Origin of the sequence: Pseudonocardia parietis (assembly GCF_017876315.1) — a bacterium.
In the GTDB taxonomy this organism is placed as follows: Bacteria; Actinomycetota; Actinomycetes; order Mycobacteriales; family Pseudonocardiaceae; genus Pseudonocardia; species Pseudonocardia parietis.
Genome location: NZ_JAGINU010000001.1, coordinates 2739604 through 2753138, shown reverse-complemented (window position 1 = coordinate 2753138; position 13535 = coordinate 2739604). Strand labels below are relative to the sequence as shown.

Genomic DNA, 13535 nt, shown 5'->3' with positions numbered 1-13535 from the left:
CGGATGGAGAGGGGTGAGCGGGTGTCGAGCTTCATCGACGAGTCGGGCAGGCAGGCGTTCACCCGGGCGGTCCGCGACTTCGTCGCGCGCGAGTGCGGCACCCGGGAGCAGCGCGACGCACTGACCGACGGGGGCCGCACAGCGCACAACCTCGAGATCAGCCGCAAGCTCGGCGCCGCGGGATGGTGCGGGGTCGCCTTCCCGGAGGAGTACGGCGGTGGCGGCGGCGGGGTCGCCGACGCCTGCGTCCTGCTCGAGGAGCTGGCCTACGGGCAGGTCCCGGTCTTCGGGCTGGGCATCTCGATGATCGTCGGCCGGACCGCCCTGCGCTTCGGCACCGAGCGGCAGCGCCGCGAGATCGTCGGCAGCGTGAGCCGCGGGGAGGTCTCCGCGGTCGCCATGAGCGAGCCGGAGGCCGGGTCCGACGTCGGCTCGCTGCGGTGCGCGGCCCAGCGGACCCCGGACGGTTTCGTCGTCAACGGGCAGAAGACATGGATCTCCTGCGCGCCGTACGCCGAGCGGATCCTGCTCGTCTGCCGCACCGATCCCACTGCCCGCAAGCACGCCGGGATCACCATGTTCGAGGTTCCGCGCGACACCCCGGGAATCGACATTCGCCCGATCGACACCCTCGGCGGACGCGAGGTCAACGACGTCTTCCTCACCGATGTCCGGCTGCCGCACGATTCCGTCGTCGGCGTCGAGAACCAGGGCTGGCAGCAGTTGACGGCCGGTCTGAACTTCGAACGCCTGGTGTGTGCGGCGACATTTCTGGGTAATGCCCGCCGGGCATTCGACGACACCCTCGACTACGTGCGTCACCGGGAGCAGTTCGGTCGCCCGGTCGGCTCGTTCCAGGCGCTCAAGCACCGGCTCGCGGATCTCGCCACCGAGCTGGAGTGCACGTCGCTGCTGGTCCACGACGTAGCCCGGCGGGTCGACGAGGACCCGGACCGGCAGCTCCCCCGGGCTGCGTCCATGACCAAGCTGAAAGCCACCGAGATCGCGAAACAGGCGGCCCTGGAAGGAATGCAGATGATGGGCGCCGCGGGATACACCCTGGCGTACGACATGGAGCGTCACCTGCGCCAGAACGTCGTCGCCACCGTGTTCGCGGGAACGAGCGAGATCCAGCGAGAAATCATCGGCAGCTCCTACGGGCTCTGACGCCGCCGTACCGCTGCCGGCAGTCACATCATTCGACGAGAACAGGAAGGCGTGTCATGACGACGAGGTCGGTCACCCTGCTGGCATCCGGCGGACACTATTTCGAGGCCCCGCGCTGGCACGACGGCCGGTGGTGGGTCTCCGACATCTACGCCGGGAAGGTCTGCAGCTACGACGGTGCCGGTGTGCGGACCGAGGTCATGCACGTCGAGGGCAACCCGTCCGGGCTCGCGTGGCTGCCCGACGGCTCGCTGCTGGTCGTCTCGATGCACGACCGCACGCTGCTGCGCCGCTCCCCCGACGGGCAGGTGACGGTGCACGCCGACCTGTCTGGGGTATGCGAGCACGAGATCAACGACCTGGTGGTGAACGCCGCCGGGCAGGCCTACACCGGCACGATCGGCTTCGCGGTCGCCGCGGGTGACCCCCCGCGGCCCGGTGCGGTCTACCGCGTCGACCCGGACGGCTCGGTGCACGTGGCGGCCGAGGACGTGGTGTGTCCCAACGGGATGGTCATCACCGGCGACGGCCGGACCCTGATCGTCGCGGAGTCGTTCGCCGGCCGGCTGACCGCGTTCACCATCGGCGACGACGGCGGGTTGAGCGACCGACGGCTGTTCGCCCAGCTCGGGGAGCCGCCGGAGCTGGGTCCGTTGCCCGAGGTCATGGCCGCGCTCGCGCTGATCCCGGACGGGTGCGCGATCGACGCCGAGGACGCCCTGTGGGTCGCCGACGCGGGTCACCAACGGGTGGTGCGGATCGACCGGACCGGCGCCGTCACCGAGGAGATCGCCGATCCCGACGGCAACGGGGTGTACGCCTGCGCCCTCGGCGGGGACGACGGACGCACCCTGCTGCTGTGCGCGGTGTCGGACTTCTTCGCCGCGGCGCAGGGCATCGACACCGACAAGGCCACTCTGAAGACCACCCGCGTGGACGTGCCGCACGGCGCGGGCCTGCCGTAGCGGAGCGGTCATGGACCCGGCGAACCTGCTGCGCAAGAGCGCCCGGCTGTACGGGCGCAACACCGCCTACGTCTGCGAGGGCAGGCGGCAGACCTACTCCGAGCTGCTGGACCGGGCGATCCGGCTGGCGAACGCGTTGCGCGCCGCAGGCGTGCGGCCCGGCGACCGGGTGGCGATGCTGGGCGACAACGCGTTCGAGAGCCTGGAGCAGATCGCCGGGCTCGCCGTCGGCGGGTACGTGCGGTGCGCGCTCTACGGGCACGACACCCCCGACCGCCACCGCTACCTGCTCGACCTGGTCGGCGCGCGAGCGTTGATCGTGCAGCAGGAGCACTACCCGGCCGTGCGGGAGATGCTCGCCGCCCTGCCCGGGTTGACCACGGTCCTCGTCACCGGGGACGCTCCCGTCACGGGCGCCACCGGCTACGAGGCCGCCCTCGCCGCCGCGGCGGCCGAGGACCCGCAGCTGCCCGTCGCGGAGGACGACCCGCACATCATCCGCTTCTCCGCGGGCACCACCGGCCGGCCCAAGGGCATCCTGCACACCGTCCGGGGCTGGACGGACATGGGCAACGAGATCGCGCTCATCGTCCCGCGGTTCACCGAGCGCGACCGCTACCTCGCTCCCGCGCCGCTCAGCCACGCCGCCGGGATGTTCATCTGGCCGCTGGTCGCGGCGGGCGCGGCGTCGGTGGTCATGCCGCCCTTCGACACGGCGCGGTACCTGGAGCTGATGGAGACCGAGCGGATCACCGTCGCGATGACGGTGCCGACAATCATGCAGCTGGTCACGCAGCACCCGGACTCCCGGACCCGTGACCTGAGCAGCCTGCGGGCGGTGATCTACGGGACCGCGCCCGCGCCGGCGGCCACGCTCGCCGCGGTGATCGAGGTGTGGGGCAACATCATGTACCAGATCTACGGGCAGAGCGAGGGGCTCCCGTTGAGCGTCCTGACCCCCGAGCACCACGTCGTCGACGGCACCGAGGAACAGCGGCGGTGGCTGCGTTCGGCCGGCCGCCCGAGCCCCAATGCCGACGTCGCGATCCTCGACGACGACGGCAACCGGCTGCCCACCGGTGAGATCGGCGAGATCGCCGGCCGTACCCCGGGGATGATGCGCGAGCTGTGGGGCGCCCCGGAGGCCACCGCCGAGCGGATCACGCCGGACGGCTGGCTGCGCACCCGGGACATGGGCCGGCTGTCCGAAGACGGCTTCCTCTATCTCAGCGACCGCAAGGAGGACATGATCATCTCCGGTGGCTACAACATCTGGCCGACCGAGCTGGAGGACGTGCTCGCCGCGCACCCGGCCGTCTTCGAGGTCGCCGTGGTCGGCGTCGCGGACCCGAAGTGGGGCGAGACCCCGCAGGCCGCGGTCGTGCTGCAGAAGGGCGAGCAGGTGAGCGAGGCCGAGCTCGTCGCCTGGAGCCGGGAGAAGGTCGGGCCGGTCCGGAAGCTGACCGCCGTGCACTTCGTGGCGGAGCTGCCGCGCTCGCCGATCGGCAAGGTGCTGCGGCGCGAGGTGCGCAGCCGCCTTGCCGCGGCGACGGAGCGGCCGGAACAGGTGGAGGCCGGATGAGCCTGCGACTACAGGGCAAGGTCGCGATCGTGACAGGCGCCGCGCACGGCATCGGCGCGGCGGCCGCCCGCCGGTTCCTCGCCGAGGGCGCCCGGGTGGTGCTGGCCGACGTCTCCGAACGCGGGCTGACCACGCTGGCCGGTGAACTCGGCCCGGCCGCCGTCGCCGTCCGCTGCGACGTCGCCGCCGAGGACGATGTCGCCGCGGCGGTGGACCGCGCGGTCGCCGCCTTCGGTGGGCTGGACATCATCTTCAACAATGCCGCGGCCGGTGCCGGCGGCCGGATCCTCGAGATGGACCGGGCCGACTGGGACCGGGTGTTCGCCGTCAACGTGGGGGGCGTGCTCAACGGCATTCGGGCCGCCGTGCCCGCCCTGCGCGAACGGGGCGGCGGCGCGATCCTCAACACCTCGTCGGTCGCCGGCCGCTGCGCCTCGCCGGGGATCTCCGCGTACTCGGCGTCGAAGGCCGCGGTGGAGTCCCTGACCCGGTCCGCGGCATTGGAGCTGCGGGAGGACGGGATCCGGGTCAACGCCATCGTCCCGGGGCTCGTCCGGACCCGGGCCGCCGAGGCGAGTGCCCCGTTCCTGGTCGACGCGCTCGGCACCGACCCGGACGGCTACGTGACCGCCCGGCAGGGGCGGTGGGGCGAGCCCGACGAGATCGCGGCCGTGGCCGCCCACCTGGTCAGCGACGAGGCGTCGCTGACCACCGGGCAGACCTACGTACTCGACAACGGAGCGACGCTGCGCGCATGACGACCGAGACCGTTCGTTACGAACAACCGGAGCCCGCGATCGCCCGGGTGGTCCTGGCCCGCCCGGAGAAGCGCAACGCCCAGGACCGCGACCTCCTGCTCGCCCTCGACGACGCCTACCAGCGGGCGGTGCGCGACGAGGACGTCCGCGTGATCATTCTGGCGGCGGACGGGCCGGACTTCTCCGCCGGTCACGACCTCGACACCGACTGGACGATGGACGACGCCCGGCCGCGGACCCTCACCGGCGGGTTCGACGCCCCCGGCGCGGAGGGCTGGTTCGCCACCGAGGAGGAGCTGTTCACCGGGCTGTGCCTGCGCTGGCGGGACATGCCCCGCCCGACAATCGCCGAGGTCCGCGGCCGGGTGATCGGTGGCGGGTTGATGCTGGTCTGGCCGTGCGACCTCATCGTGGCCGCCGAGAACGCCAGCTTCGTCGATCCCGTCGTCGCGTTCGATATGAACGGCGCGGAGTACTTCACCCACCTCTGGGAGCTGGGTGCGCGCCGCGCCAAGGAGATGCTGTTCACCGGCGAGCCCATCACCGCGCACGAGGCGAGGGACATCGGGATGGTCAACCAGGTCGTACCCGACGACCAGCTCGAAGCCACCACCCTGCGCATCGCCCGCCGCATCGCCGCCCGCCCGCCGTTCGGGGTCCGGCTGGCCAAGCGTGCGGTCAACCACGGCCTCGACCTGCAGGGCCAGCGCGCGGCGGTCGAGGCGGCCTTCGGGCTCCATCAGCTGGCGCACAACCACAACCGGCTGCTGCACGGCGGCATGGTCGACCCCCGGGGCCGCAACGTCATCCGGCAGGAGGCGCGAGGCCCGGCGAAGAGCGACCCGCCGCCTTCGGACCGCCCTGCCCTGAGATCCTCAGAGGTACCCCGCTGACGCGTGGGGTCCACCGGTGAACGACCGCCACCGGTGGACCCGGCACCGTCAGACCCCGACAGCCGCCCCGTAGGTGAGGGGCTCCTGCACCGGCAGCGCCTGGATCACCGGCATGACCTCACGAGCGAAGAGGTCGGTACTCCTGGCCGCGACGTCCCGGGGCATGTCGCCGTAACGCATGACGAGCATGAACTCCTCGGCGCGGAAGGCCTCGGCGATCCGGGTCATCTTCTGCACGCACTGCTCCGGGGTGCCCCAGACGTGGTTGGCGAGATAGGCGTCGCCCATGGCCTTCGCCGCTCCGCCAGCCGCGTCCATCGCCGCCTTGGTCTCGGCGTAGTGCTCGTAGCCCTTGACCTGGGCGAAGTGGTCGCCGTCGAGCTCGTAGTTACGCCGCGCGCTGTCGGCGTACTGGGGAATGTACCGGCGCGCCCCCTCCTCGGCCTCCTGCTCCGTCTCGCCGCAGAACACGTTCATGTGGATCCGCGGACGCGCGGGGGCGAACCCGGCCGCCGCACGCGCCCTGCCGAACTCCTCGAGCTCGGCGTGGTAGTCGTCCCAGGGGCGCTGCGGGATGATCAGCGGCTTGAGGCCGAACTTGGCTCCGATCGGGGCCGACGACGGGCTGCCCCAGGAGAAGTGGAAGTTGTCGATCAACGCCTGGGGGTCGCGCGGACGCGGTCGCATGGTGACGTCGTCGAACCGGTAGTGCTCACCGTGGAAGCTGAACGACTCCTGGGTCAGCGCGAGCTTGATGACCTGGATCGCCTCGTCGAACCGGGCGCGCGACTCCCCCATCTCCAGCCCGAGCTGGCGGAACTCCCGCCGGGCGGCGCCGCGACCGAAGCCGATGTACGGCGTCCGGCCGCGCAGGTGGTACTGCAGGGATGTGATGTCCTCGGCCACCCGCAGCGGGTGGTGCCACGGCAGGACGACGACCATCGTCCCGACGTCGATCCGCGAGGTGGCTCCGGCGACGAACGACAACAGCTGCACGGGGTTGGGGATCATCGTGTACGGGCTGACGTGGTGCTCGACGGTCCACAGCGAGTCCCAGCCCTGGTCCTCGGCGGCCAGGGCGACCTCGAGCTCCTCCTCGTACCGGGTGCTGTCCGACCGGGGGTCGAGCATCTCGTCGGTCTGGCCGCGTTCCCTCGCCTCGTAACGGTCCCAGTCCGCGTAGTTCTGGAAGAACATCGTCATTCCCACTCGCACGGTCGTGCCTCCCTGTAGGGGTTGTTGCCCGGACCACGTCGTCCGGGCGGCGGATCAGGCCAGCGCCCGGCCGAGCGCCGCGATCAGGGCCGCCGTACGGGGTTCACCGACGAGCGAGGCCCCGAGCTGGTTCTGGACGTAGCCGAACCCGACCCGCGAGGTGACGTCGCCGAACCCCAGCGCGCCGCCGGCACCGGCGTGCCCGAAGGAGCCCTCGCCCAGCAGCGGAGCACCGGGCGTGGAGAGCTGGAAGCCGATCCCGAACCGGCTCTCGCCGATGAGCACGTCGTCCGGCCCGCGCACCTGCTCCGTGCGGGCACGCTGTACCGCCTGCTCCGAGAGGATCCGGGTGCCGTCCACCTCGCTCACGCAGGCCGCGTACAGCCGTGCGAGCGAACGGGCGTCGGTGATGCCGTTGGCCGCGGGCTGCTCCATCGCGTAGATGTCGGGGTCGTTCCAGGTCGCGGCATGCGGAGTCGGGAGCACGCCGTTGGTCGACAGCGTCCTGGCGAACAACGACGTCGGGTCCGACATCGCGGCGACGATCCGCAGCACGAGTTCCCTGGCCGCCGGGTCGTCGATCGCGTCCAGAGCAGCCGGATCGGGCACTCCGTCGATCAACGGCGCCACCTCGGACGCCCGGTCGCGCGGGAGTCCGATGTGGAAGTCGAGTCCGAGTGGCCGCGCGATGTCCTCGGCGAACAGCGAGCCCAGCGAACGTCCGGTGACGCGGCGTACCAGCTCTCCGGTCAACCAGCCGAAGGTCAGCGCGTGGTACCCGTGACGCGTCCCCGGCTCCCACAGCGGCTCCTGCGCCGCCAGTGCCGCGACCACGGGCTCGCCGGCGATCAGCTCGGCCCGGCTCAGCGGGACGGCCGGCACCGGGAGGCCCGCCTGGTGGCTCAGCAGCTGCGCGACCGTGATCCGGTCCTTTCCGGCGGCACCGAACTCTGGCCAGTACGCGGCGACGGGACCGTCGAGGTCGAGCAGGCCACGCTCGGCGAGGCGGTTGACCAGGACCGCGGTGGCACCCTTGGTCACCGAGTAGACCAGCCCCGGGGTGTCGGGCTGCCACGGCCGTCCCGTCACCGGATCGGCGACGCCGCCCCACAGGTCGACGACCGGAACTCCGTCGACGTAGACCGCCAGCGCCGCACCAACGTCACCGCGCTCGGTGAAGTTCCGTTCGAACTCGTCCCGTAGTTCCTCGAAGCCGGAGGCCACCGTGCCGTCGAGCCGTAGTGCTTCCGTCATGTCGCTCCTTCGCGCACGGACCGGGGACGATGAACGTTAAGCAGCGGGCGGTCGGGCGAGGCACCCCCGAAAGTGAGCGACCACGCCGTCGTCGGCGCTGCTTACCCCATTCGGCCCCTACACTCGCCGCGTGGACCAGGAGACCGGCTCACGGAAGCCGTCCAAACGGGTCGAGCAGAAGGAACGGACCCGGCGGAACCTCCGTGCCGCGGCGCTGGATCTGTTCGCCGTCAAGGGGTACGGCCCCACGACGGTCGACGACATCACCACGGCGGTCGGCGCGAGCCGGGCCACCTTCTACCTGCACTACGACGGGAAGGCCCGGATCGTCGCCGAGGTCTACGAGGACGTCGTGCTGACCGAGACCTTCGAGTACTACCGGCGTCTCGACGCGCTGTTGGCGCAGGCGAACGGTGATCTCCGCGCCTGGCTCGACGATGCGTTGGGGTTCTTCGAACGCCACCGCGACCTGCTCAAGTTCGCCGACGAGGCCGCTGCGGCGGACTCCGACCACGCCGAGCTGCAGACGGCGCAGGTGCTCGACCGCTGCGCCGCATGCATGCCGACCTACCTGGGGCGCTGGTCCGGCACCGAGCGTGAGCTCGCGCGCCTGCGCCTGGAGCTGCTCATCCTCCAGCTCAGTCACTTCGCACTGCTGTGGGTCGACGGGCACTGGCACGTGAAGCGGGAACTGGCACTCGACGTCCTGCTGGACCTGTGGAGCGGTGCGCTGCGCGCGGGCGCAGGGGGCTCCGCACCGTTCGATTGACACCTGCCTAGCGAGATTCGTACTGTGATCGCGACCACGGTGGGGTGGGGGTTGCGATGACATCTTCGACGCTCGGTCCGCTCCTCGACGGTCGACTCGCCACCCTGCTGTCGGACGTTCGCGTGTTCGCGACGACCGTGCAGGATCCGTGCCTGCGCGCGGAGCTCCTGGCGTGCTGTGACCGGCTCGCCGCGGCGGTACCGGGTCCCGGTTCGAGCACGCTGACCCCGCGCGAGCTCGACGTGCTCGCGCTGGTCGCCGGCGGATGCACCAACGAGGTCGTCGCGAGCCTGCTCGACACGACGCCCGACGCGGTGAAGGCACATCTGCGGAAGGCGATGCAACGACTCGGCGCCCGGAGCCGGCACGCCGCGGTGAGCATCGCCCGGTCCCGCGGGTTGCTGCAGTGACGAACTCCGACGGCGCCGAGCTCACGAGTGCCCGGCACGAGGAACTGCGCCGGCTGTTCGCCCTGCTCCGGAGGGCCGGCGCCCGGCACGCGACGAGCAGGCCCGAACGGCTCGGTCCGCTCGTCTCGAGCGTCCTGGCCCTGGCCTGTGCCCGTACTCCCGAGGCGGGAACAGAGGTCCTCACGGCCCGTGAAGTGGATGTCCTCGCGTTGACGGCGATCGGCGGCCGCAACCGTGACACCGCCGACCACCTCGGGATCTCACCCGAGACCGTCAAGAGCTACCTGCGTTCTGCCATGGCGAAGCTCGACGCCCACACCCGGCATGCCGCAGTGCAGGTGGCCCGGGAGCGCAACGTGATCCCGTGACGAGGTCACCAGGGCTTCACACCCCTTCGCGGCCCCACACACCTGTTGCAGCGGGTGTGCGGCAGGGCGAACGGGTATGAAGCCGGCTGCGAGGGTCAGCAGCCACGGCGGTCAGGCGCGGCCGGCGGCCGCCCGGCTCGTCTCGGCCCCGCCCAGACCCAGCCGGGCGGCGTCCCGGTCCGGCCGGACCGTCACCATCGCGACCAGCCCACCCAGCACCGCGAGCACCCCGGCCAGATCGAAGACGATGCCGAACCCGGTCGCCCGGTCCCCGGCGGCGTCCACGATCGCCCCGCTCAGCACCGGGGCGATGATGCTGGCGATCGACACCACGGCGTACCAGACGCCGAGTGCCGCGCCGCGCTGGCGGGCCGGCACGGTGTCCGCGACGGCCGCCTGGGACAGCGGGGTCTGGGCGTTCCCGATCCCGAATCCCAGCGCGATCAACGGCAGGATCAGCATCGTGGCGCCGCCGTCGACCCGGGTCAGCAGGATCATGCTGAGGCCGGAGACCAGCGCGAACACGCCGCCGAGTACGCCCTGCGCCAGCCGGCGGGACGTCCCCCGTCGCAGCAGGCGCCCGGCCAGCGCGCCGCCGCCCAGCATGAACACGATGCTGACGTAGGCGGGCAGGCTGGCCAGGAAACCGATGCTGCTGCGGCTGTAGCCGGCGACCTCGGTGAGGTAGAGCGGCAGGTAGGAGATGCCGAGCACCAGTCCCCAGTAGACCGCGAAGCCGGAGAACAGGGTGCCCAGCCAGGTGCCCGTCGTGAGCAGCCTGCGGTACGGGATGCGCGGTTCGGCGGCGACCGCGGCGTCCGCTGCCGGCGAGGCGACCGAGTACGGCCCGTCGCCACCGATGAGCAGCCAGGCGACCACCCAGATCAGTCCGGTGACCCCCAGGACGAGGAACGGAGAACGCCATCCCGCGACCTCGATCAGCGCATTCAGCAACGGCGCTCCGACGATCACGCCGAGCCCGGAACCGACGGTCAGCAGGGCCGCGGTGAACGCCCGTTTGTGTTCCGCGACCCAGGTGAAGGCCACGTGCATCCCCAGCGGGACACCGGGCCCCTCGCCGGCGCCGAGCAGGATCCGGGTCGCCAGCAGCACGCCGAAACCGGCCGCCGGGATCGCCACCGGAAGCTGCGCCACCGACCAGACGACGGCAAGGCCGACCAGCAGCCACCGCCCCGGCACCCGGTTGCCGAGGAATCCGAAGACCACCGCGGAGATGCTGAACAGCAGGTAGAAGGCGCTCGAGATCGCGCCGTACTCGGTGACCGTGAGGCCGAGGTCCGCCATCATCGGCGCGGCGACCAGTCCGATGATCGACTTGTCCGCGAAATTGATCGCGGTGAACAGCATCAGTAGGGCGATCACCCAGCGGGTTCTGGCGGAATGGGACAGCGTCACGGGTGCTCCTGAACCGGCGTCGTCGGCAGTGCGGGATACGTGATCATGTCGATGGTGACCCGGAATGCACCGTAATTCGCTCGCATTATTCAGGCAAGCATTCGAATCGACTCTTGCAGCACGTGCTCCGGGTGACGCACGATCATCGCGATCCCGATCGCCGACGGAGGTGTCAGGAGTGCAGCAGTCCAGTGCACTGCCGGTGCGCGGACACGACGAGGTGCGGGCCGAGTTGACCGCGCCCGGTGCTCCCTTCGAGACGATCGACCTCACGGCCACCGGGGTGCGGGCCTGGCGCAACGCCCCGCCCACGCTCCGGGCGATGATCGAGAACGCCAGCCTGTTCGCGGACCGGGACTTCCTCGTCCACGATCCGGAGCTCACCGGGGTCGCGGAGCGCCTGTCCTACCGGGAGGTGTACCGGCGGGTCGCCGGCCTGGCCCGGGAACTGGCCGGCACCTACGGGGTCCGGAAGGGCGACCGGGTCGCGATCGCGATGCGCAACCTGCCGGAGTGGCCGGTCGCGTTCTTCGCCGCCGCCTCGGTCGGCGCCGTCGTCGTCCCGCTGAACGCGTGGTGGGAGGCACCCGAGCTGGAGTTCGGGCTACGCGACTCGGGCGCCCGCGTGCTGATCGTCGACCGGGAGCGGCTGGACCGGCTGCACGACGTGCTGCCCGGGCTCACCGTCGCCACGCTGGTGGCGCGGCCGGACGGTCCGCTGCCCGCGGGAGTGCGCGACCTCGACGAGATCGCGCCGGCCGACGCACTGCCGGAGGCCTCACCGGACCCCGACGATCCCGCGACGATCTTCTACACCTCCGGCACGACCGGCACCCCGAAGGGCGCGTTCGGCACCCACCGCAACATCTGCGGCAACGTCACCAGCCTCACCTACTCGGCCGCCCGGGCACACCTGCGCGGCGGGGGGTCGCTCGCCGACCTGGCCGCGCCGGCACCGCCGGGGGTCGCCCTGGTGACCGTCCCGCTGTTCCACGGGACGGGCTGCCACTCGGTGCTGCTCGGGGCCCTGCACACCGGGGCGACCCTGGTGCTGATGCACAGGTGGGACCCCGGTGCCGCCCTCGAGCTGATCGAGCGCGAGCGGGTCACCACCATGACCGGCGTTCCGGCGATGCTGCAGCAGCTCCTCGCGCACCCGGACTTCGACCGCCGCGACACCTCGAGCCTGACCTCGGTCGGCAGCGGCGGCGCGCCCGCCCCGCCCGCGCTGGTGTCGAGCGTGTCGCGCCGACTGCCCGGCGCGGCACCGGCCAACGGCTACGGGCTCACCGAGACCTCCTCGATGACCACGGCCAACCGCGGGGTCGACTACCTGGAACGGCCGGACAGCGTGGGGCAGGCGGTGGCGATCTGCGACCTGCGGGTGGTCGACCCCTACACCGGCGAGGACCTGCCGGTCGGGCAGGTCGGTGAGCTGTGGATCCGCGGGGCGAACGTCGTCACCGGCTACTGGAACCGCCCGGACGCGACCGCCGAGGCCATCACCGACGGCTGGCTGCACAGCGGTGACCTGGCCCGGATCGACGCCGACGGCTTCGTCTACGTCGTCGACCGGGCGAAGGACATGCTGATCCGGGGCGGCGAGAACGTCTACTGCTCCGAGGTGGAGGCCGCGGTGCACGAGCATCCGGAGGTCGCCGACTGCGCCGTGCTCGGGATCCCGGACGAGATGCTCGGCGAGCAGGTCGGGGTCGTGGTCCAGCTGACGCCGGGCGGGTCGCTGGACGAGGCCGGGCTGCGCGAGTTCCTGACCGGGCGGATCGCCCGGTTCAAGATCCCGGTCCGGCTCTGGGCACGGGAGGAGGAGCTCCCGCGCAACGCCGCCGGAAAGGTCCTCAAACCCCGGCTGCGGGCGGAGTACGTGCAGGCCGGCACCCCGGACGGACCACCGCCGTGACCTCCGGCCGGGTACGGGGCGACGCCGGGCCCCGCACCGACGCCCGGGCCGCCCTGATCGGTGCCGCCGGCCGGCTGTTCGCCGAGCGCGGGGTCGAGGTCGTGTCCCTGCGGGAGATCACCCGCGCTGCCGGCCAGCGCAACACCACCGCGCTGCAGTACCACTTCACCGACCGGGACGGCCTGCTGCGCGAGGTCCTCACCCCGCACCTGCGCGAGATCGGGCAGCGCCGGCACGCGCTGCTCGACCAGTACGAGCTCGCCGGCCGGCCGGACCTGCGGGAGCTGGCCGCCGCCCTGGTCCTGCCGTTGGTCGCGAAGCTGTCCGACCCGGACGGCGGCCGCGCCTACCTGCAGATCGCCGCCGAACTGCTGGGACGGCCCACCCGGGCGCTCACCGACGACTCCCCCTCGACCCTGGTGCTGCGCGACCCCGGTCGCAGCCTGCTCCGCTGGGCCGATCTGGTCGTCCCACTGCTCCCGCCGGAGGCGGTCGGTCCCCCGCTGCACCGGCGGATGGCCGCGATCCGCTTCGCCCACCTGGAACTGAGCCGGCGGGCCCGTGACCCGCGCACCGACCACACCCTGTTCACCCACTACCTGGTCGACCTGCTCACCGCCGTCCTGGATGCGCCGGTCTCCGAGCAGACCAGGCGAGTCCTCCTGGAGCGCGAGCCGTAACAAACGCCCTAGGCGGACGAACGTGACGATCCCGACACCCATCACACCCTTAACTGTGTTTAGGCTACCCAAAGTCCACACGATCGAGTGTGGACGCCGTGCCGCGCCCCGATGCGGCCACGAGGACCTCACCGCAGAAG

At 71.7% G+C, this 13535-nt stretch carries 13 protein-coding genes; 10 read left to right on the top strand and 3 right to left on the bottom strand.

All coding sequences use genetic code 11. The features are described 5' to 3' along the window. Positions 1 to 3 precede the first annotated feature (3 nt). The 5 genes from JOF36_RS13035 to JOF36_RS13015 are packed head-to-tail and all read left to right on the top strand — an operon-like array spanning position 4 to position 5365. Positions 4 to 1167, top strand: a complete 1164-nt coding sequence (locus JOF36_RS13035; RefSeq protein ID WP_210027032.1) for an acyl-CoA dehydrogenase family protein — start codon at positions 4 to 6, stop codon at positions 1165 to 1167. A gap of 56 nt (positions 1168 to 1223) precedes the next feature. Continuing rightward, a complete protein-coding gene (locus JOF36_RS13030) occupies positions 1224 to 2132 on the top strand; it encodes an SMP-30/gluconolactonase/LRE family protein (RefSeq protein WP_210027031.1) in 909 nt (302 codons plus the stop codon). A gap of 10 nt (positions 2133 to 2142) precedes the next feature. Then, on the top strand, positions 2143 to 3714 hold the full coding sequence (locus tag JOF36_RS13025; RefSeq protein ID WP_210027030.1) for a class I adenylate-forming enzyme family protein: 1572 nt from the start codon (positions 2143 to 2145) through the stop codon (positions 3712 to 3714). Continuing rightward, complete coding sequence (locus JOF36_RS13020; RefSeq protein WP_210027029.1) at positions 3711 to 4472, top strand: SDR family NAD(P)-dependent oxidoreductase; 762 nt, start codon at positions 3711 to 3713, stop codon at positions 4470 to 4472. The genes JOF36_RS13025 and JOF36_RS13020 overlap by 4 nt, the downstream gene beginning before the upstream one ends. After that, complete coding sequence (locus tag JOF36_RS13015; protein ID WP_210027028.1) at positions 4469 to 5365, top strand: enoyl-CoA hydratase; 897 nt, start codon at positions 4469 to 4471, stop codon at positions 5363 to 5365. Before JOF36_RS13020 ends, JOF36_RS13015 begins: the two co-directional genes overlap by 4 nt. Before the next feature lie 48 nt (positions 5366 to 5413). Here the strand turns inward: JOF36_RS13015 and JOF36_RS13010 are convergent, their stop codons facing one another. Both JOF36_RS13010 and JOF36_RS13005 read right to left on the bottom strand, forming a co-directional pair. Next, on the bottom strand, positions 5414 to 6580 hold the full coding sequence (locus tag JOF36_RS13010) for an LLM class flavin-dependent oxidoreductase (protein WP_210027027.1): 1167 nt from the start codon (positions 6578 to 6580) through the stop codon (positions 5414 to 5416). Between the two features lie 54 nt (positions 6581 to 6634). Beyond that, complete coding sequence (locus tag JOF36_RS13005; RefSeq protein ID WP_210027025.1) at positions 6635 to 7834, bottom strand: serine hydrolase domain-containing protein; 1200 nt, start codon at positions 7832 to 7834, stop codon at positions 6635 to 6637. Between the two features lie 130 nt (positions 7835 to 7964). On the opposite strand from JOF36_RS13005, the gene JOF36_RS13000 reads away from it, so the two are divergent. The 3 genes from JOF36_RS13000 to JOF36_RS40075 are packed head-to-tail and all read left to right on the top strand — an operon-like array spanning position 7965 to position 9381. Continuing rightward, positions 7965 to 8603, top strand: coding sequence for a TetR/AcrR family transcriptional regulator (locus JOF36_RS13000; protein WP_210027023.1), 639 nt, complete (start codon positions 7965 to 7967; stop codon positions 8601 to 8603). A gap of 56 nt (positions 8604 to 8659) precedes the next feature. After that, positions 8660 to 9013, top strand: coding sequence for a response regulator transcription factor (locus tag JOF36_RS38910; RefSeq protein ID WP_245350813.1), 354 nt, complete (start codon positions 8660 to 8662; stop codon positions 9011 to 9013). Then, complete coding sequence (locus tag JOF36_RS40075; RefSeq protein ID WP_307862351.1) at positions 9010 to 9381, top strand: response regulator transcription factor; 372 nt, start codon at positions 9010 to 9012, stop codon at positions 9379 to 9381. Before JOF36_RS38910 ends, JOF36_RS40075 begins: the two co-directional genes overlap by 4 nt. Before the next feature lie 111 nt (positions 9382 to 9492). On the opposite strand, the gene JOF36_RS12990 is transcribed toward JOF36_RS40075, so the two are convergent. After that, the gene (locus tag JOF36_RS12990) at positions 9493 to 10797 is read right to left on the bottom strand and encodes an MFS transporter (protein WP_210027020.1); all 1305 of its coding nucleotides are present in this window, start codon (positions 10795 to 10797) and stop codon (positions 9493 to 9495) included. A gap of 178 nt (positions 10798 to 10975) precedes the next feature. Between JOF36_RS12990 and JOF36_RS12985 the strand changes: the two genes are divergently transcribed. Next, positions 10976 to 12715: a class I adenylate-forming enzyme family protein gene (locus JOF36_RS12985; RefSeq protein ID WP_210027018.1), complete on the top strand. Its 1740-nt coding sequence runs from the start codon at positions 10976 to 10978 to the stop codon at positions 12713 to 12715. After that, positions 12712 to 13395: a TetR/AcrR family transcriptional regulator gene (locus JOF36_RS12980; RefSeq protein WP_307862350.1), complete on the top strand. Its 684-nt coding sequence runs from the start codon at positions 12712 to 12714 to the stop codon at positions 13393 to 13395. Before JOF36_RS12985 ends, JOF36_RS12980 begins: the two co-directional genes overlap by 4 nt. Positions 13396 to 13535 lie beyond the last annotated feature (140 nt).